General features: G+C 66.4%; 15 protein-coding genes and 1 riboswitch. Of the genes, 8 read left to right on the top strand and 7 right to left on the bottom strand.

Going from position 1 to position 18,362, the window contains the following annotated elements; genetic code table 11:
- Position 1: 1 nt before the first annotated feature.
- Both QM789_RS11370 and QM789_RS11365 read right to left on the bottom strand, forming a co-directional pair.
- Entirely contained in the window at positions 2 to 1,561 is a 1,560-nt protein-coding gene (locus tag QM789_RS11370; RefSeq protein WP_420352012.1) for a 2-isopropylmalate synthase, read from the bottom strand.
- 579 nt (positions 1,562 to 2,140) lie between these two features.
- Positions 2,141 to 3,541 (bottom strand): MORN repeat-containing protein, encoded by a 1,401-nt coding sequence (locus tag QM789_RS11365; RefSeq protein ID WP_420352011.1) that lies wholly within the window; start codon positions 3,539 to 3,541, stop codon positions 2,141 to 2,143.
- A 121-nt stretch (positions 3,542 to 3,662) separates the two neighbouring features.
- Between QM789_RS11365 and QM789_RS11360 the strand changes: the two genes are divergently transcribed.
- Positions 3,663 to 5,327, top strand: a complete 1,665-nt coding sequence (locus tag QM789_RS11360) for an NAD+ synthase (RefSeq protein ID WP_420352010.1) — start codon at positions 3,663 to 3,665, stop codon at positions 5,325 to 5,327.
- On the opposite strand, the gene QM789_RS11355 is transcribed toward QM789_RS11360, so the two are convergent.
- The 3 genes from QM789_RS11355 to QM789_RS11345 form a co-directional block, all read right to left on the bottom strand.
- Positions 5,328 to 5,699: a hypothetical protein gene (locus tag QM789_RS11355; protein WP_420352009.1), complete on the bottom strand. Its 372-nt coding sequence runs from the start codon at positions 5,697 to 5,699 to the stop codon at positions 5,328 to 5,330.
- Positions 5,700 to 5,840: 141 nt separating this feature from the next.
- Positions 5,841 to 6,788: a 1-phosphofructokinase family hexose kinase gene (locus QM789_RS11350; protein WP_420352008.1), complete on the bottom strand. Its 948-nt coding sequence runs from the start codon at positions 6,786 to 6,788 to the stop codon at positions 5,841 to 5,843.
- A gap of 101 nt (positions 6,789 to 6,889) precedes the next feature.
- Positions 6,890 to 7,294 carry a metallopeptidase family protein gene (locus QM789_RS11345; RefSeq protein ID WP_420352007.1) on the bottom strand — a complete coding sequence of 135 codons (405 nt, stop codon included), beginning with the start codon at positions 7,292 to 7,294 and terminating at the stop codon, positions 6,890 to 6,892.
- 77 nt (positions 7,295 to 7,371) lie between these two features.
- Here QM789_RS11345 and gltX point away from each other — a divergent pair, with 77 nt between their 5' ends.
- A complete protein-coding gene (gene gltX, locus QM789_RS11340) occupies positions 7,372 to 8,691 on the top strand; it encodes a glutamate--tRNA ligase (RefSeq protein WP_420352006.1) in 1,320 nt (439 codons plus the stop codon).
- A gap of 104 nt (positions 8,692 to 8,795) precedes the next feature.
- Here gltX and QM789_RS11335 read toward each other — a convergent pair whose 3' ends face one another.
- A complete protein-coding gene (locus QM789_RS11335) occupies positions 8,796 to 9,365 on the bottom strand; it encodes a LysE family translocator (protein WP_420352005.1) in 570 nt (189 codons plus the stop codon).
- Between the two features lie 139 nt (positions 9,366 to 9,504).
- Positions 9,505 to 9,594, top strand: a riboswitch (glycine riboswitch).
- Between the two features lie 135 nt (positions 9,595 to 9,729).
- Between QM789_RS11335 and gcvT the strand changes: the two genes are divergently transcribed.
- The 3 genes from gcvT to gcvP are packed head-to-tail and all read left to right on the top strand — an operon-like array spanning position 9,730 to position 14,074.
- The gene (gene gcvT / locus QM789_RS11330) at positions 9,730 to 10,818 is read left to right on the top strand and encodes a glycine cleavage system aminomethyltransferase GcvT (protein WP_420352004.1); all 1,089 of its coding nucleotides are present in this window, start codon (positions 9,730 to 9,732) and stop codon (positions 10,816 to 10,818) included.
- A gap of 11 nt (positions 10,819 to 10,829) precedes the next feature.
- Positions 10,830 to 11,192, top strand: coding sequence for a glycine cleavage system protein GcvH (gene gcvH, locus QM789_RS11325; RefSeq protein ID WP_420352003.1), 363 nt, complete (start codon positions 10,830 to 10,832; stop codon positions 11,190 to 11,192).
- A 59-nt stretch (positions 11,193 to 11,251) separates the two neighbouring features.
- Positions 11,252 to 14,074 carry an aminomethyl-transferring glycine dehydrogenase gene (gcvP, locus tag QM789_RS11320; protein ID WP_420352002.1) on the top strand — a complete coding sequence of 941 codons (2,823 nt, stop codon included), beginning with the start codon at positions 11,252 to 11,254 and terminating at the stop codon, positions 14,072 to 14,074.
- Positions 14,075 to 14,230: 156 nt separating this feature from the next.
- On the opposite strand, the gene QM789_RS11315 is transcribed toward gcvP, so the two are convergent.
- Complete coding sequence (locus tag QM789_RS11315; protein ID WP_420352001.1) at positions 14,231 to 14,875, bottom strand: hypothetical protein; 645 nt, start codon at positions 14,873 to 14,875, stop codon at positions 14,231 to 14,233.
- A gap of 109 nt (positions 14,876 to 14,984) precedes the next feature.
- On the opposite strand from QM789_RS11315, the gene QM789_RS11310 reads away from it, so the two are divergent.
- The 3 genes from QM789_RS11310 to rpsA all read left to right on the top strand — a co-directional run bounded on the left by QM789_RS11310 (position 14,985) and on the right by rpsA (position 18,118).
- Positions 14,985 to 15,578 (top strand): (d)CMP kinase, encoded by a 594-nt coding sequence (locus QM789_RS11310; protein WP_420352000.1) that lies wholly within the window; start codon positions 14,985 to 14,987, stop codon positions 15,576 to 15,578.
- A 3-nt stretch (positions 15,579 to 15,581) separates the two neighbouring features.
- Positions 15,582 to 16,310, top strand: coding sequence for a hypothetical protein (locus QM789_RS11305; protein WP_420351999.1), 729 nt, complete (start codon positions 15,582 to 15,584; stop codon positions 16,308 to 16,310).
- A 128-nt stretch (positions 16,311 to 16,438) separates the two neighbouring features.
- On the top strand, positions 16,439 to 18,118 hold the full coding sequence (gene rpsA / locus QM789_RS11300; RefSeq protein ID WP_420353296.1) for a 30S ribosomal protein S1: 1,680 nt from the start codon (positions 16,439 to 16,441) through the stop codon (positions 18,116 to 18,118).
- Positions 18,119 to 18,362: the final 244 nt, after the last annotated feature.

Below are 18,362 nucleotides of genomic sequence, written 5' to 3'. Positions count from 1 at the left end.
CTTAGTCCTTGAAGCTCACGGTCTTCAGATCGGCATCGGGCGCCGTCTTCTGGCTGCGCACCCGCAGCCGGTTCAGCGCGCCGACATAAGCCTTGACCGAAGCCAGGATCGTGTCGGTATCCGCGGCGGAGCCGGTCACGATGCGGCCATCCTCTTCCAGCCGGACGGAGACGGTGGCCTGCGCATCGGTGCCCTGCGTCACCGCCTGCACCTGATAGACCTTCAGCCGCGCATTGGTCGGATAGATCGCCTTCACCGCCTTGAAGCAGGCATCGACCGGGCCATCGCCGGGAACGCGGGCCGATTTCTCGACGCCATCGACCGTCATCTTCAGTTCCGCTTCCTGCCCGTCCGAACCGCAGGTCACCCGCAGCCATTTGACTTGCAGATAGTCGCTGTCGGTATTGGCGGCGGAATCGGTCATCAGCGCGACCAGATCGTCGTCGTAGATTTCCTTCTTGCGGTCGGCCAGCGCCTTGAACCGCACGAAGACGTCGTTCAGCTGGTTGTCCGCCAGCTCATAGCCCAGATCGGCCAGCTTCGTGCGCAGCGCCGCGCGGCCCGAGTGCTTGCCCATCGCGATATTGGTCTCGGTCAGGCCGATGTCGGCGGGCTTCATGATTTCAAAGGTTTCGACGTTCTTCAGCACGCCGTCCTGGTGGATGCCCGATTCGTGCAGGAAGGCGTTCTTGCCAACGACCGCCTTGTTGAACTGCACCGGGAAGCCCGAGACCTGCGCGACGCGGCGGCTCAGGTTCATGATCCGCGTGGTGTCGATGCCGGTGGTGAAGGGCGTCAGGTCATGGCGCACGCGCATCGCCATCACGACTTCCTCCAGCGCGGTGTTGCCTGCGCGTTCGCCCAGCCCGTTGATCGTGCATTCGATCTGCCGCGCGCCCGCCTCGACCGCCGCCAGCGAATTCGCCGTCGCCATGCCCAGGTCGTTGTGGCAGTGGGTCGAGAAGATCACCTCATCCGCGCCCGGCACCTTTTCCAGCAGCATGCGGATGATGTCGGCGCTTTCGCGCGGCATGGTGTAGCCCACGGTATCGGGGATGTTGATCGTGGTCGCGCCGGCCTTGATCGCGGTTTCCACCACGCGGCACAGGTAGTCGCGCTCGGTCCGGGTGGCGTCCATCGCCGACCATTGCACATCCGCGCACAGGTTGCGGGCATGGGTCACGGTCTCGTGGATCCGGGCGATCATCTGGTCCTGATCCAGATTGGTGATGCCGCGATGGCTCGGCGAGGTGCCGATGAAGGTGTGGATGCGCGGCTTGACGGCGTGTTTCACCGCCTCCCAGCAGCGGTCGATGTCCTTGATATTGGCGCGGGCCAGCCCGCAGACCGCCGTGGTCTTCAGGCGGCGGGCGATCTCGGACACCGCCTCGAAATCGCCTTCGGAGGCGATCGGGAAGCCCGCCTCGATGATGTCCACGCCCATTTCTTCGAGCAGCTGGGCGATTTCCAGCTTTTCGTCATGGGTCATGGTGGCGCCGGGCGACTGTTCGCCATCGCGCAGGGTGGTGTCGAAAATCAGAACGCGGTCTTTGTCGGTCATGTCAGGTCTCCTCGCGGGGTGTTCCTAGCTTTGCGTTGGGCCGAAGACCAGCCTCTCGCGTGGGCTTCGGCGTGGTCCGGGCGCTGGTTACCCCTGAGCGGTCGCGCCCGAAGGCACGCTCAGAGGCTGCTAAGAAGAAGGAGACCACGGACGGACAGGCCGGGCGCCAAGGCTCCGGTGCGGTTCGTCAGATTGTTCAGCATCCGTGTCATGCGGGGAATATGCCGTGCGGTTTCGGGAATGGAAAGCACGAATTTCCACCTTTGTGCGGAATTTCAGCGTGAAATATGGGCAGGGCGCGGCGGGTTCCGCCCCAGGGGCGCGTTCCAATTCGTCCTTCCTTCCGGAACCTGCCGCCCCTGCGCCAAAGCGGCGCGGGTGTCGCGCCAGAGCGCAGGTGGTGGGGCGGGCCTGTCGCAGGTCTCTGTGCCGGTGCGTCGCGGGCGGGGCCGGGCGATGCGGGTGGTAGCTGTCACCCCTGCGCACTCGCCCCGGGGTCGACATCCTGTCACCCCGCGCGGGTTTCCGTCATCGCCAGGGCCGTGCGGGTAGGGCGCATCCTGTCGGTCCCGAATGCCGTTACGGCCGCGCCGCGCCGGTGGGGGTGGTGAGGGCGTCGTCCTTCCATTCGCCCGAGGAGACCTGGCCGCTTTTGTAGCGCATCGTGCCCTGGCCCTGCCGTTTGCCCATGACGAAATGGCCTTCATAGGTGTCGCCGTTCGCATAGGTCGCGATGCCCTGGCCGTCGATCTCGCCCTCGCGCCACGACCCTTCGTAGCGGAACCCGTCCGGCATCGTGAGCACGCCCCGGCCCGAGCGCTTGCCCGCGACGAAGCCGCCCTCGTAGACCGTGCCGTCGGCATAGGTGGCGCGGCCCTGACCCTCGCGCTGGCCATCGACCCAATCGCCTTCGTAGACGTAACCATCGGGATAGGTCATCCGGCCCTTGCCCGCGTTCTTTGCCGCGCGGAATTCGCCCTCGTAGATCAGCCCGTTGGCATAGCGCGCGGTGCCGGTGCCCTCGATCACCCCGGCGAGCCAGTCGCCCTCGTAGCTCGACCCGTCCGGATAGGTGATCTTGCCCTTGCCGTCGGGCTGGTCGGCCCTGAACTGGCCCTCATAGGTCGAACCGTCCGGATAGGTGACCTTGCCCCGACCCTCGATCCGGCCCTCGGTCCAGTCGCCATCATACAGATATCCATCCGTGCCGCGGAACACCCCATGCCCCTGCCGCCGGTCGGCGACGAAGCCGCCCTCATAGATGTCGCCGTTGGCATAGGTGACCTTGCCTTCGCCCTCGCGCTTGCCATCGGCCAGCCGGCCCTCGAAGACATCGCCGTTCGGCTGTTGCAGGCGGCCGGTGCCGTTCATCTGCCCGCGCGCCCATTCGCCTTCGTAAACCGTGCCATTGGCCAGCGTCAGGCGCCCTTGCCCGGCGCGCAGGCCCGCGGCCATGCCGCCCTCGTAGACCGAACCGTCGGCATAGGTGATCCGGCCCTGACCCTGCTTGACGCCCTTCACCCAGTCGCCATCGTAGCGATACCCGTCCGGCCCGGTCAGCACGCCCTTGCCGTCATGCAGCGCATCGGTGAACTGGCCGGTGTAGCTGGTGCCATCGGCATAATGCGCGGTGCCCTCGCCGGTGATTTCGCCCGCCGACCACTGCCCCTCGTAGGTGCCGCCATCGGCAAAGGTGATCTTGCCCATGCCGTCGGGTTTGCCCCGGGCGAAATGGCCGACATAGACTGCGCCGTTCGGGAACCGGGCGCGGCCCTGGCCAAGGATCTCGCCCTTCACCCATTCGCCTTCGTATTCGTAGCCCGAGGGCAGCCGGTAGATGCCGCGGCCGTCCTGCCTGCCGTCGGTGAAGGTGCCTTCGTAGACGCCGCCGTCCTCGTATTGCTTGGTGATGACCTCCTGTGCCGAGGCGTTTCCCGCCGCGAGCGCCAGTGCGAGGCCGAGGATGCGTGCCGCCTGCATAGGTTCTCCTGTCCGTCCGGGCGCCAGAGTAGTCCGCGCGCGCAGGCGGCACAAGCCGCAGGCTTTCCTTGGCGGGAATCAACCGCTAAACCGGGAGCGCAACCAGAGGGACTTTCTCCGCATGGCCGACAGATTCCGCCTCACGCTCGCCCAGTTGAACCCGACCGTGGGTGCCCTTGCCGCCAATGCTGAAAAGGCGCTGGCCGCCTGGCGCGCGGGCCGCGACGCGGGGGCGGATATGGTCGCGCTGCCCGAAATGTTCCTCACCGGCTACCAGACGCAGGATCTGGTGCTCAAACCCGCCTTCGTGGCGGAGGCGATGGCGGTGGCCGAGGCATTGGCCGCGCAGATCACCGATGGCCCGGCGCTTGGCATCGGTGCGCCGTATTGGGACGAAACCGGGCATTACAACGCCTGGTGGGTGATGCAGGAGGGCAGGGTGGTCGCCCGCGTGCTGAAACATGACCTGCCGCATGAGGATCTGTTCGACGAACTCCGGTTGTTCGATTCGGGCAAGGTCTCCGGACCCTATCGGATCGGGCCGCTGCGGATCGGCACGCCGATCTGCGAGGATAGCTGGCATCCCGATGTGGCCGAGACCCTGGCCGAGACCGGGGCCGAGATCCTTCTTGTGCCGAACGGCTCGCCCTACTTCCGCGGCAAGCAGGAGACCCGGCTGAATGTCACCGTCGCGCGCGTGGTGGAAACCGGCCTGCCGCTGGTCTACCTGAACGCGGTGGGCGGGCAGGACGATCAGTTGTTCGACGGCGCGAGCTTCGTTCTGAACCCGCATGGCGAGATCGCGGCGCAGCTTCCGGTCTTTGACGAGGCGATCGCGCATATCGACTTTGAGCGCGGGGCCGAGGGGTGGCGCGCGCTGCCCGGGCCATTCACCGCGCAGCCCGATGAATGGGAGCAGGATTACCGCGCGATGGTGCTGGGCCTGCGGGATTATCTGGAGAAATCCGGGTTTTCCAAGGTGGTGCTGGGGCTGTCGGGGGGCGTCGATTCCGCGCTGGTGGCGGTGATCGCGGCGGATGCCTTCGGCCCGGAGAACGTGCATTGCATCATGCTGCCGTCGCGGCACACCTCGCAGGGGTCGCTGGACGATGCGGCGGAACTGGCCCGGCGGCTGGGGGCGCGGCTCGATACGGTGGAGATCGAGGGCAGCCGCGCCGCCGTGACCGAGGCACTGGCCGGTGTGATGGCCGGCACGAAGCCCGACGTGACCGAGGAGAACATCCAGTCGCGCCTGCGCGGCGTGATGCTGATGGCGATCTCGAACAAGTTCGGCGCGATGCTGCTGACCACCGGCAATAAATCGGAAATGGCGGTGGGCTACTGCACCATCTACGGCGATATGTCGGGCGGCTACAACCCGCTGAAGGATCTGTATAAAACCCGCGTGTTCGAGACCTGCCGCTGGCGCAATGCCCATCACCGGCCCTGGATGCAGGGGCCGGAGGGGGAGGTGATCCCGGTCACGATCATCGACAAGCCGCCTTCGGCCGAGCTGCGCGACAACCAGAAGGACGAGGACAGCCTGCCGCCCTATGAGGTGCTGGACGACATCCTCGAACGGCTGGTGGAGGGCGATCAGTCGGTGGCCGAAATCGTCGCTGCGGGCCATGACCGGGCGGTGGTGAAGCGGGTGGAGCACCTGCTCTATATTTCGGAATGGAAGCGGTTCCAGTCGGCGCCGGGGCCACGCCTGACCCGCCGCGCCTTCTGGCTCGACCGCCGCTATCCGATGGTCAACCGCTGGCGCGACGGCAGTGGTGCCTGATCATTTCGGAACAGGGATGACGTAGCTGGCCGGATATTCGCGGTGCTTGTCGGTGATCGCATCGACGATCCCGAGGTCGATAAATACCGCGCTCGCGACGATCTTGCCGCCCATCGTGCTGGGGATCGCGCCGGTGGCTTCCTTGCCGCGCGTGGTCTTGCAGTTGTATTGCAGCATGTCATCCGAGCGGCGCACCTGCACCACACTGGGGATATTGGCCGATTGCGACTGCCGCTTGTTGCGCAGCGCACAGGTTCCCGACTTCCCCGAACTGAAGGACAGGGCAACCGGGACGTTCTCATCATTGGTCAGTGTGGCACAGCCCATGAGGCCCGAGGCCATGAGAGTGACAAGGGCGGTCTTTCTGATCATCGTGGTCTCCTGACGACGGCACCTGATTGGGCGCCTTGCTCCAGAAGCCAGCAGAACCATTCCACTCGGGTTAATCCGCCGTGGTCAAATGTATCGAATTGTCAGGGTTGCACCGCCGGGTGGCCGACGGTGCGCCATGGCTCAGATCTCTTCGAGTGCGCATCCCTTCAGCAGGGCCTTGAAATCGCGCGGCAGGCACAGGCCGGTGGCGGGGGTCATCACCGCCGCCGCCGCCGCCGAAGAGCCCCAGCGGAGCGCCTCGGGCTGCGTCATGCCGCGGGCCCGTGCCAGAGTGAACCCGGCGACGAAGCTGTCCCCCGCGCCGACCTTGGACACCACCGCCGGCGGGATCGCCTTCGCGACCCAGCGGCCGGCGGCATTGGCCAGCACATTGCCATCCGCCCCGCGCGCCACGATCACCGAATGCGCCAGCCCCCGGTTCACCAGCGCCTGCGCGAAATCCGCCGTATCGCGCCGTTCGGGAAGAAGACGACCGGCCAGCTCCTCGGCCTCCAGATCGTCCATCCGCAGCACATCGGCGGGTTTCGCGCCCGAATGCATCAGTTCGTGCAGCGCCTTGCCCGAGGTATCCAGGAAGAACCGCGCCTGCGTCCGCGCCAGCCGGGTGGCCAGCCGCGCGGGGAAATCGTCGGGCACGCCGGGCGGCTGGCTGCCTGACAGCACGACGATCCCTTCCTCGGGCGCGGCGCGGGCGATGCGGTCGATCACCTTGCTCACATCGGCGGGGCGCCATTCCGGCCCGGGCATGACGAAACGATATTGCTCGCCGGTCGAGGAATCGGTGACGGTCAGGCTTTGCCGGGTTTCGCCGGGCGCGGGGAAGGGGCTGAGCGCGATGCCCTGTTCCGAGAGCAGGTGCATCACCTTGTCCCCCACCGGCCCGCCCAGGGCGACGAAGGCCGTCGAATGCCCGCCAAGCGCCGAAATCGCCCGGCTGACGTTGAGCCCGCCACCGCCCGGATCCGTTTCGGGGCGCGAGCAGCGCAGCTTGCGCTCGGGCAGCACATGATCGGCGGAAATCGACAGGTCGACGGTGGGGTTCAGGGTGATGGTGAGAATCGCGGCCATCGTGTCCTTCGCAAGGGTCCGGGGAATCCCGGCGATCATGGCAGCATGGCTGACCGGATGCCAAGGGAAAACCGGCGCTTGGATAATGCGCCGTTACCGCCCTATTCCCACCAGCGGTCGATCGCGGCGATGTCTTCGTCCGACCAGCCGAAGTGATGCGCCATTTCGTGCACGAAGACATGCGCGACGAGCGCATCGAGCGCGACGTTCCCCCGGTCCGCCCATTCGTCGAGGATCGCGCGGCGGAACAGCCAGATCACATCCGGCCCGGTCGGATCCATCACCGATTTCTGCGTCATCGGCACGCCGTCATACAGGCCGGTCAGTTCGAACGGATCTTCGATCCCCATGTCGTTCAGCATGTCGTCGGGCGCCAGATCCTCCACCCGCAGCACCACGACCGCCGCCGGGGCGCGGAACGCCTCGGGCAGGGCGGCGCGGGCGGCCTCGGCCATGGCGAAGATATCGTCGAGCGAAGGCGCCTCGCGCCCGGTCCAATCGGTCATCGGATCCTCCTGTCTGCCCTGTGGATATGGACAAAACGGAGCCTTTGTGAAAGAGCGGGCGCAACAGGAGAGTTCCGATGACCACCACCCGCTTCGCCCCGTCGCCCACCGGCTATATCCATGTCGGCAATCTGCGCACTGCGCTGATGAACTATCTGATCGCGCGCAAGGCGGGCGGCACCTTCATCCTGCGGATCGACGACACGGATCAGGAACGCTCGAAGCAGGAATATGTCGATGCGCTGAAGGCGGATCTGGAATGGCTGGGCCTGACCTGGGACCGGGAGGAGCGGCAGTCGGCGCGTCTTGGCCGCTATGAGGAGGCGGCGCAGCAGTTGCGCGACAAGGGGCGGCTTTATGAGGTGTTCGAGACGCCGACCGAGCTCGACCTCAAGCGCAAGAAGCAGTTGAACATGGGCAAGCCGCCGGTCTACGACCGCACCGGGCTGCACCTGAGCGATGCCGACAAGGCCGCGCTGCGTGCCGAAGGGCGGGAGGGTTACTGGCGCTTCCTGCTCGACCAGCAGCGGATCGAGTGGACGGATGGCATTCTGGGGCCGATCTCCATCGACGCGGCCTCGGTGTCGGATCCGGTGCTGATCAAGGCGTCGGGGCAGGTGCTCTATACCTTTGCGTCTTCGGTGGACGACGCCGATATGGGCGTGACCGATATCGTCCGCGGCGCCGACCATGTGACCAATACCGCGACGCAGATCCAGATCATCGAGTCGCTCGGCGCCACGCCGCCGCGGTTTGCGCACCATTCGCTTTTGACCGGGGCGCAGGGCGAGGAACTGTCGAAGCGGCTTGGGGCGCTGTCGATCCGCGACCTGCGGGCCTCGGGCATCGCGCCGGAGGCCCTGCTGAGCATGATGGCGCGGCTCGGGTCCAGCCAGCCGGTGGAACTGAAGATGTCGCTCGACGAGATCGCCGAAGGGTTCGATCTGAGCCAGTTCGGCGCCGCGCCCACCCGGTTCGATGCCGAGGATCTGATCCCGCTGACCCGGCACCGCAACCAGCAGCTGCCCTTTGCCGCCGTGGCCGCGCAGATCGCCGATCTGGGCATCCCGGCAGAGCAGGCGGAGGCGTTCTGGAAGGTCGCATCGCAGAACATCGACAAGCTGTCGGACCTGAAGCAATGGGCCGATCTGTGCCTGAACGGGGCCAAGCCGGTGATCGACGCAGAGGATGCGGAGTTCGTGGCGCAGGCGCTGGCACTCCTGCCCGCGCGGCCCTTCACCGCGACGACCTGGAGCGAATGGACCGGGACGGTCAAGGCCGCGACGGGGCGCAAGGGCAAGGGGCTCTTCATGCCGCTGCGCAAGGCGCTGACCGGGCAGGCGCATGGGCCGGACATGGCCGACCTGCTGCCGCTTTTGCACAAGATCCCGGCGTAATCGGGGCGCGACTGATTATGCGGCTTGGTTGCATCGCAGCCAGGCGCGGAACCTGCTGCCCAACGCGCGCGCGATCTACAGTTGATTGCGCGCGCTTGGCAGGGTCAGGCCGTGATCGCGCCGCCTAACAATGTGATCGCGACGAAGGCGAGCCAGCCCGCCGCGATCCGTTGCAGCAGCATCATCCGCCCACCGGCCAGACCCGCGCGCAGCGCCGCGCCGAGCAGCCCCCATGCGGTAGCGACCAGCAGGACCAGCGCGCAGAAGGCGGCGAGGCGGGCGGGGAACTCCGGCGCCGTCGCCCCGGGCAGCAGGACCAGCCCGAAGACCAGCGCCTTCGGGTTCAGGACGGTGGTGACATAGACCCGCCGCCGGCTGACTCCACCCGGCGCGGCCTTGCCGCCGGGCTGCCACAGCCGCACCGCCAGCACCATCACCCAGATCGCCGCGGCAATCTTGAGCATCACCGCCGCCTCGGGCCAGCGCGCGACCAGCGCACCGCCGAACACCGCCAGCGGCAGCACCGTGGTCAGGTAGCCCGCAAGTTCGGCGGGCATCATCCGTGCCGCGCCGCGCAATCCGCCCTGCGCCCCGGCCAGGCCGATCAGCGTATTCGTCGGCCCGGGCGCGAGCAGCAGCGCCAGCACGGCGGGGATGAAGGCGATCCAGGTCATGCTCTCTCCGTTCCGGTTCGGCCCGCTCATAGCAGGCCCGTGCCGCATTTGCATGACCCTTTGGCACCGCGTCGCATTCGCGCGCCGAAGGGTCGATTTTTCCTGTTGCCAGGGCGCGCGGCAGTCGGCTATCCGATAGGAGACGGAATTGGGAGAAGCTGGCCCCGCGCCAGTGCCGAAGGAGCAACCGCCCCGGTAAACTCTCAGGCAAAAGGACCGTTCCGGCCAGAACTCTGGAGAGGGCATTCGCCCGCCGAAGGGATAACGATCTCAGGCGCCCTTCGGGGCAGGGACAGAGGGGGCATCGAGCGGGTCGCAAGGCCCGGAGAATCGGTGCCGGGCATCCGGCAGGACGGGGGACGGCATGGCCGGAGACAGCCTGAAGCGGACGGGGCTATACGATCTGCATATCGAACTGGGCGCGAAGATGGTGCCTTTCGCGGGCTGGGAGATGCCCGTGCAATACCCGATGGGGGTGTTGAAGGAGCATCTGCACACCCGCGCCGCCGCCGGGCTGTTCGACGTCAGCCATATGGGGCAGGTGATCGTGCCGCGCGCGGCGATCCCGGCGCTTGAGGCGCTGGTGCCGGTGGATGTCGCGGGGCTGGGCCTGAACCGGCAACGCTATGCGATGTTCACCAATGCGGCGGGCGGGATCGAGGATGACCTGATGGTGGCGAACCGGGGCGATCACCTGTTCGTCGTGGTCAATGCCGCCTGCGCCGAAGCCGACATCGCCCATCTGAAGGCGCATATCGAGGGGGTCGACGTGCTGAACCGTGGCCTGCTGGCGCTACAGGGGCCGCAGGCGGAGGCAGCCCTGGACCGGCTGCTGCCCGGGGTGGCGGCGATGCGCTTCATGGATGTGGCGGATTTCGACTGGCAGGGGGCGGGGCTTTGGGTCTCGCGTTCGGGGTATACCGGCGAAGACGGCTATGAGATTTCGGTGCCCGTGGCGGTGGTGGACAGTTTCGCCCGCGCGCTGCTGGCGATGCCGGAGGTGGCGGCCATCGGCCTGGGCGCGCGCGACAGCCTGCGGCTGGAGGCGGGGCTGTGCCTGTATGGCCATGACATCGACACCGCCACGACGCCGGTCGAGGCCGATCTGACCTGGGCGATCCAGAAGCGGCAGCGGCTTGAGGGTGGCTTTCCGGGCGCCGATGTCATCCTCGGCCAGATCGCGCGGGGCGTCAGCCGCAAGCGTCAGGGCCTGCGCCCCGAAGGCCGCGCGCCGATGCGCGAGGGCACCGCGATCTATGCCGGGCCGGAGGGCGGCGAGCCCATCGGCATGGTGACCTCGGGCGGGTTCGGCCCTACGATCAACGCGCCGATGGCGATGGCGTATCTGCCGCAACTGCCCGAAGGCACCACCGTTTACGGCGAGGTGCGCGGCAAGCGCCTGCCCGCGACCGTGGCGCCGCTGCCCTTCCACCCCCATTCCTACAAACGCTGAGGAGCGTCCCCATGACCGTCAAATTCACCGAAGATCACGAATGGCTGCGGGTCGAGGGCGATCTTGTCGTCGTCGGCATCACCGCGCATGCGTCCGAACAACTGGGCGATGTGGTTTTCGTCGAACTGCCCGAACTGGAAACGCAGGTGGCGAAGGGCGATGAGGTCTGCGTGATCGAATCCGTCAAGGCCGCGTCGGACATCCTCGCGCCGCTGGATGGCGAGGTGGCCGAGGTCAACGACGCCCTTTCCGACAACCCCGCGCTGGTGAACGAAGACCCGATGGCGGCCTGGTTCTTCAAGCTGAAGATCGAGGATCTGTCGCAGCTCGACGGTTTCATGTCCGAGGACGATTACAAGGCATTCACCGGCTGAACGGTGCCCCCGCGCTGAGTCCCGACCCCCCGGCGTGACCGGGTTCATGAGGTATATCCATGGCTTACACGCCTTCGACTTACGATCCCTATGATTTCGCGAACCGCCGCCATATCGGCCCGTCACCCACCGAGATGGCGGCGATGCTGACGGTGGTCGGTGCGCCCACGCTTGACGCGCTGATCGACGAAACCGTGCCCGCGAGCATCCGTCAGGGCACGCCCCTGACCTGGGCGCCGCTGTCGGAGCACGACCTGCTGGCGAAGCTGCGCGGGGTGGCGGCGAAAAACCGGGTGATGACCTCGTTGATCGGGCAGGGCTATTACGGCACGGTCACGCCCCCGGCGATCCAGCGCAACATCCTGGAAAACCCGGCGTGGTATACGGCCTATACCCCCTATCAGCCGGAGATCGCGCAGGGGCGGCTTGAGGCGCTGCTGAACTTTCAGACCATGGTGGCGGACCTGACCGGGCTGCCGGTGGCGAATGCTTCGCTGCTGGACGAAGCCACCGCGGCGGCGGAGGCGATGACCATGGCGGAGCGCAGCGCGAAATCGAAGGTGCGGGCGTTCTTCGTGGACCGCAACCTGCACCCGCAGACGATCAGCGTGATCCGCACCCGGGCGCTGCCGCTCGGGATCGAGATCATCGAAGGGGCTCCGGAGGCGATGGTTCCCGAACAGGTCTTCGGCGCGATCTTCCAATATCCCGGCACCTACGGCCATGTCACCGATTTCACCGATCTGATCGCCCGGCTGCATGAGGCGAAGGCGCTGGCTGTCGTGGCGACGGACCTTCTGGCGCTGTGCCTGCTCAAGGAACCGGGCGCGATGGGGGCGGATATTGCCGTGGGTTCGGCGCAGCGGTTCGGCGTGCCGATGGGCTATGGCGGGCCGCATGCGGGGTTCATGTCCTGCCGCGATGCGCTGAAACGGTCGATGCCGGGGCGGATCGTGGGCGTTTCGGTCGATGCGCGGGGAAACCGGGCCTATCGGCTGTCGCTGCAAACGCGCGAACAGCATATCCGGCGGGAGAAGGCGACATCGAACGTCTGCACGGCGCAGGCGCTGCTGGCGGTGATGGCCTCGTTCTACGCGGTGTTCCACGGGCCGGTGGGCCTGCGCGCCATTGCCGAGCGGGTGCATTTCAACGCGGTGCGGCTGCGCGATGCGCTGGTCGCCGCCGGGGCCGATGTCGCGCCCGAGGCGTTTTTCGACACGATCACCGTGCGGGTCGGTGTGGGGCAACAGGGCATCATGGCCGCCGCGCGGCACCGTGGGCTGAACCTGCGCAAGGTCGGGCGCGACCGGGTGGGGATTTCGGTTGATGAACTGACGAATGCCGATGTCATCGTTCGGGTGCTGGACGCCTTCGGGATCACGGATCCGGCGCCGGAACCCGCGGGCCTTGGCTTCCCGGAAACCATGCTGCGCGCGACCGATTATCTGACCCATCCGGTGTTCCACATGAACCGCGCCGAGTTGGAGATGATGCGCTACATGCGGCGGCTGTCGGATCGGGATCTGGCGCTGGACCGGGCGATGATCCCGCTCGGTTCCTGCACGATGAAGCTGAACGCGGCGGCCGAGATGATGCCGATCACCTGGCCCGGGTTCAACACGCTGCACCCCTTTGCCCCGCGCAATCAGGCCGAGGGCTATGCCGAGGTGATCGAAGACCTGACCGCCAAGCTGTGCGACATCACCGGCTATGACGCCTTTTCGATGCAGCCGAATTCCGGCGCGCAGGGGGAATATGCCGGGCTGCTGACGATCCGGGGCTATCATCGTGCACGGGGCGAGGGGCATCGCGACATCTGCCTGATCCCGGTTTCGGCGCATGGCACCAATCCGGCCTCGGCGCATATGGCCGGGATGCAGGTGGTGCCGGTGAAATCCGCGCCGAACGGGGACATCGACCTCGACGATTTCGCGCAGAAGGCGGCGGAGGCGGGGGACCGGCTGGCGGCCTGCATGATCACCTATCCCTCGACCCATGGCGTGTTCGAGGAGACGGTCCGCGCGGTTTGCGACCTGACGCATCAATACGGCGGGCAGGTCTATATCGACGGTGCGAACATGAATGCGATGGTCGGCCTGGTGCGGCCCGGCGAGGTTGGCGGCGATGTCAGCCACCTGAACCTGCACAAGACCTTTGCGATTCCGCATGGCGGCGGCGGGCCGGGGATGGGGCCGATCGGGGTGAAGGCGCATCTGGCGCCCTATCTTCCCGGCGATCCGGAGGCGGGCGAGGGTGCGGTTTCGGCGGCGCCCTATGGGTCGGCCTCGATCCTGCTGATTTCCTGGGCCTATTGCCTGTTGATGGGCGGCGCCGGGCTGACGCAGGCGACGCGGGTGGCGATCCTGAATGCGAACTACATCGCGGCGGCGCTGCGGGGTGACTATCCGATCCTGTTCATCGGCAACCGGGGCCGGGTGGCGCATGAGTGCATCCTTGATACCCGGGCCTTTGCCGATGTCGGCGTGACCGTGGACGATATTGCCAAGCGGCTGATCGACAACGGGTTCCACGCGCCGACGATGAGCTTCCCGGTCGCCGGGACGCTGATGGTGGAGCCGACGGAATCGGAAACCAAGGCCGAGCTGGACCGCTTCATCACCGCGATGCGGGCGATCCGGGCGGAGATCGCCGATGTCGCCGAGGGCCGGATCACGCCAGAGGAAAGCCCGCTCCGCCATGCTCCGCATACGGTCGAGGATCTGGTGGCCGACTGGACCCGCGCCTATCCGCGCGAACAGGGCTGCTTCCCGCCGGGGTCGTTCCGCGAGGACAAATATTGGCCGCCGGTGGGGCGTGTCGATAACGTCCATGGTGACAGGAACCTGATCTGCACCTGTCCGCCGGTCGAAGCCTACGCCTGAACCGGCGGTTCAGGCTGTGACGATGGGGCCAAAACGAAGCGGGGCCGGGAAAATCCCGGCCCCGTTTGTAGATGCTGTTCCCGATTGCCCGGGGTGTATCAGGTGATCCGAAGGGGGAAGCCCTCTCGTTCAAGGGCTTCCGATCGTGGTCGGATCTCAGGCCCGCTTGCGGCGCCACAGTGCGGCGGCCCCGATCGCTCCGGCCAGCAGCGGCAGCGTGGCGGGGAGCGGAACCGCGGGCACATCGGCGGGAGCCGCGGAGGTGATCAGAACGTTGTCCAGCAGCGGAGCGTAGTAGTCGCCGCCGGCCGCACCGATATAGAAGGCGAACATCCCGCTCGTCGCGGCCTCGAAGGTGTAGCTGTAGGTATTGAAACCCTGATCCCAGGCGATGTCGCCGATCGAACCCGAGAACAGCCCGCCGGTGATGCCGAAGGAGACGGCATCGACCCCCCGCGCGCCTTCGCGTTTCTGACCGCGTCCATTGCCGGACAGGTCGAAGCTGATAGTATAGCTCGACCCGGCCTCGATGGCGAAGAGGCTCGACGTCATCACGCCGGCCTTGCCGGTCGAGCCGTCCAGATCCACGCAGCCGCCCGTGCCGCCGGCGCAGGACAGTTGATAGGTGCCGGTCCGGATATAGTCGACGGAGCCGTCCGAAACGGTGAAATTGGGGAAATTATTGAAATTCTTCTTCTGACCTTTGCCGATGACCTCGAAATCATCCGCAAATACCGTGGCGGCTTGCGCTGCCCCACCGACCAGACCAAGAGCGAGAATGGCTGCGACCAGGGACTTCATTTGCTTATCTCCGAAACACATACTATTTACCTCCGGTAAACCCTTACCGATTTCACAACTTGAGGGAGACATATACAGGGTTCCGCTCGGCGGTGAAAGAGGTGTTACCATGATTTTTACAATTACGGTTGACGGACCTGCTGCGGCAGGAAAAGGAACTATAAGTCGGGCACTTGCGGCGCGATTTGGGCTCGCTCATCTGGATACGGGTTTACTATATCGCGCGGTCGGGGCGAAGGCGGCGGAAGGAATGGATCCCGTTGCGGCGGCGGAGGGGCTGACGGCGGCGGATCTGGCGCGGGACGATCTGCGCAGCCTGGCGGCCGGTCAGGCCGCGTCCCGGGTGGCGGTTCTGCCCGAGGTGCGCCGGGCGCTGGTCGAATTCCAGCGCCGTTTCGCGCGCCGCGAGGGGGGGGCTGTGCTGGACGGGCGCGATATCGGCACGGTGATTTGCCCCGAGGCCGAGGTGAAGCTCTTCGTCACGGCCTCGCCCGAGGTGCGGGCGCATCGCCGCTGGCTGGAGGTCGGCGGGGACGCGGCGCAGGTTCTGGCCGAGGTGCGCGAGCGGGACGAACGCGACATGAACCGCGCCGCTGCGCCGCTGCGTCCGGCGGCGGATGCGATCATCATCGACACTTCCGGGCTGGAGATCGCCGAGGCGATCGCCCGGGCTGCCGAGCCTGTCGCGCGGCGGATCGGCTAGGCCATGCTGCGCATCGCGGCCCTGTTGATCCTGCTGGCCACCGCCGCCGTGGCGCAGACCCGTCCGCAGGGGCTGATGTGGAACCGTTCGGGCCTGCCCGCGACACTGCCATTGCAGGTGCGCAGCGACGCGGGGCGGGACTATTTCCTGACCCTCACCCGCCCCGATACCGGGGAGGCGGTGCTGGCGGCCTATGTGCGGGGCGGGGCCGCGTTCCGGGTTCTGGTGCCGCCGGGGGATTATCGGATCGCGCTGGCGCAGGGCACGGGGTGGCGCGGGGAGAAGGCGCTGTTCGGCCCGGAAACCCGGCATATCCGCATCGCCGAGCCGCTGCATTTCGGCGCGCAGGGCGCCTTGCGCCGCATCGGCCATGAGATCGACCTGCGCGGCGGGGCGGAGGGGGTGCGGACCTTTGGCCTGTGCCGACCGATCGACGCGCGCGATGCGCCCGAGGTCACCCCGCGCCGGCTGGCGCAGGTGGCCCCGCCGCCGCAGGCGCGCCAACTGCCCGAGGTCCGGCGCCCGAAATCCGTCCTGCCCCCACCGGACCAGCCGCCGCCCTCGACGCCCGAAGGGGCGCTGAAACCCTTTGCCCATCCCTTCGTCGAACGGCCGCGTGCGCCGATCATGCTGCCCTCGGTGCCGACGGGACAGGTGCCGCAATTCGCGCCCAGTCGTCCGCGCGCCACCGCCCGGCCGCGCGGCGTGCCGCGCTGGAAGCGGTGCGACTGACGGGAAAGGCTTGCTCCGTTGGGGTTTTGCCCCTATACGGGCGCGATCCGTGACATCGGATTCCCAATCAAAGACCGGCGGAGCCAACCGCATGGCCAGTGAAACACACGCAAAGGAAACTGAACCGCATGTGCGCTAAAGCGACTATGGAAGAATTCGAGGCCCTCCTTAACGAGAGCCTGGAAATTGACACCCCGAACGAAGGTTCGGTGGTGAAGGGCAAGGTCATCGCCATCGAGGCGGGCCAGGCCATCATCGACGTCGGCTACAAGATGGAAGGCCGCGTCGACCTCAAGGAATTCGCGAATCCCGGCGAGCAGCCGAACATTTCCGTGGGCGATGAAGTCGAAGTCTATCTCGACCGCGTTGAAAATGCCCGCGGCGAAGCCGTCATCTCGCGCGAGAAGGCCCGCCGCGAAGAAGCCTGGGATCGCCTCGAAAAAGCCTATGCCAGCGAAGAGCGCGTCGAAGGCGCCATCTTCGGCCGCGTCAAGGGCGGCTTCACCGTCGATCTGGGCGGCGCTGTGGCGTTCCTGCCGGGCTCGCAGGTCGATGTCCGTCCGGTGCGCGATGCCGGCCCGCTGATGGGTCTGAAGCAGCCGTTCCAGATCCTGAAGATGGACCGCCGCCGTGGCAACATCGTGGTGTCGCGCCGTGCGATCCTCGAAGAATCGCGGGCGGAACAGCGCGCCGAAGTCATCGGCAACCTCACCGAAGGCCAGGTGGTCGACGGCGTGGTCAAGAACATCACCGAATACGGTGCGTTCGTTGATCTGGGCGGTGTCGACGGCCTGCTGCACGTCACCGACATGGCGTGGCGCCGCGTGAACCATCCTTCGGAAATCCTGTCGATCGGCGAGACCGTGAAGGTCCAGGTCGTCAAGATCAACAAGGAAACCCACCGCATCAGCCTCGGCATGAAGCAACTGCAATCGGATCCGTGGGATTCGGTCGAGCAGAAGTTCCCGATCGGCTCGGTCCACAAGGGCCGCGTGACCAACATCACCGATTACGGCGCCTTCGTGGAGCTGGAAGCCGGTGTCGAAGGTCTGGTTCACGTTTCGGAAATGTCCTGGACCAAGAAGAACGTGCACCCCGGCAAGATCGTCTCGACCTCGCAAGAGGTGGACGTCATGGTTCTTGAGATCGACACCGCGAAGCGTCGCGTGTCGCTCGGCCTCAAGCAGTGCATGCGCAACCCGTGGGAAGTCTTCGCGGAAACGCATCCGGTCGGCTCGGTCATCGAAGGCGAAGTCAAGAACATCACCGAATTCGGTCTGTTCGTCGGCCTCGACAACGACATCGACGGCATGGTTCACCTGTCGGACCTGTCTTGGGACCAGCGCGGCGAAGAAGCGATCCAGAACTACCGCAAGGGCGATGTCGTCCGCGCGGCGGTCACCGAAGTCGACATCGAGAAGGAGCGCATCTCGCTCTCGATCAAGGCTCTGGACGCCGACACCTTCTCCGACGCGGTTGACGGCGTGAAGCGTGGCTCGGTCATCACCGTGAACGTGACGGCGATCGAAGACGGCGGCATCGAGGTCGATTACAACGGCATGAAGTCCTTCATCCGCCGTTCGGATCTGGCCCGCGACCGCGCCGACCAGCGCCCCGAGCGCTTCCAGGTCGGCGATCATGTCGACGTCCGCGTCGTCAACGTCGATCCGAAGACCCGCAAGCTGGGCGTGTCGATCAAGGCGCGCGAGATCGCCGAAGAGAAGGAAGCCGTGGAGCAATACGGCTCGTCCGACTCGGGCGCCTCGCTCGGCGACATCCTGGGCGCCGCGCTCAAGGGCCGCGATTAATCTTCGCGACACCGCTTTTTGGACCCCGCCCGCAAGGGCGGGGTCTTTTCGTTTCCGGAACCGCAACACGCCCGATTCGGCTCCGGGTCGTGCCCGCGCGGCGGAATCCGGGTGTTCGTGCCCATGCGGCGGGCCTTCCCCGCCCCGGCAGGGGACGACATGCGCGTAACCTCGCCATTTCCTTTGCCATTCCAAGCGTTTGCTGTTTGAGCCTGGAAAATTTCTCCGTATAGTCGGGCCAAAT

This window comes from Paenirhodobacter sp. (genome assembly GCF_047600745.1).
GTDB lineage: Bacteria > Pseudomonadota > Alphaproteobacteria > Rhodobacterales > Rhodobacteraceae > Rhodobacter.
This window is presented reverse-complemented; position numbering and strand designations above follow the sequence as displayed.

Excerpts from the sequence above, each read along its gene's own strand:
- QM789_RS11350 (WP_420352008.1), bottom strand. The coding sequence starts at position 6,788 with ATGGCCGCGATTCTCACCATCACCCTGAACCCCACCGTCGACCTGTCG.
- QM789_RS11370 (WP_420352012.1), bottom strand. The coding sequence starts at position 1,561 with ATGACCGACAAAGACCGCGTTCTGATTTTCGACACCACCCTGCGCGAT.
- gcvP (WP_420352002.1), top strand. The coding sequence starts at position 11,252 with ATGGCTTACACGCCTTCGACTTACGATCCCTATGATTTCGCGAACCGC.
- QM789_RS11315 (WP_420352001.1), bottom strand. The coding sequence starts at position 14,875 with ATGAAGTCCCTGGTCGCAGCCATTCTCGCTCTTGGTCTGGTCGGTGGG.
- QM789_RS11365 (WP_420352011.1), bottom strand. The coding sequence starts at position 3,541 with ATGCAGGCGGCACGCATCCTCGGCCTCGCACTGGCGCTCGCGGCGGGA.
- gcvH (WP_420352003.1), top strand. The coding sequence starts at position 10,830 with ATGACCGTCAAATTCACCGAAGATCACGAATGGCTGCGGGTCGAGGGC.
- QM789_RS11335 (WP_420352005.1), bottom strand. The coding sequence starts at position 9,365 with ATGACCTGGATCGCCTTCATCCCCGCCGTGCTGGCGCTGCTGCTCGCG.
- gcvT (WP_420352004.1), top strand. The coding sequence starts at position 9,730 with ATGGCCGGAGACAGCCTGAAGCGGACGGGGCTATACGATCTGCATATC.
- QM789_RS11345 (WP_420352007.1), bottom strand. The coding sequence starts at position 7,294 with ATGACCGATTGGACCGGGCGCGAGGCGCCTTCGCTCGACGATATCTTC.
- rpsA (WP_420353296.1), top strand. The coding sequence starts at position 16,439 with ATGTGCGCTAAAGCGACTATGGAAGAATTCGAGGCCCTCCTTAACGAG.
- QM789_RS11360 (WP_420352010.1), top strand. The coding sequence starts at position 3,663 with ATGGCCGACAGATTCCGCCTCACGCTCGCCCAGTTGAACCCGACCGTG.
- QM789_RS11355 (WP_420352009.1), bottom strand. The coding sequence starts at position 5,699 with ATGATCAGAAAGACCGCCCTTGTCACTCTCATGGCCTCGGGCCTCATG.
- QM789_RS11305 (WP_420351999.1), top strand. The coding sequence starts at position 15,582 with ATGCTGCGCATCGCGGCCCTGTTGATCCTGCTGGCCACCGCCGCCGTG.
- QM789_RS11310 (WP_420352000.1), top strand. The coding sequence starts at position 14,985 with ATGATTTTTACAATTACGGTTGACGGACCTGCTGCGGCAGGAAAAGGA.
- gltX (WP_420352006.1), top strand. The coding sequence starts at position 7,372 with ATGACCACCACCCGCTTCGCCCCGTCGCCCACCGGCTATATCCATGTC.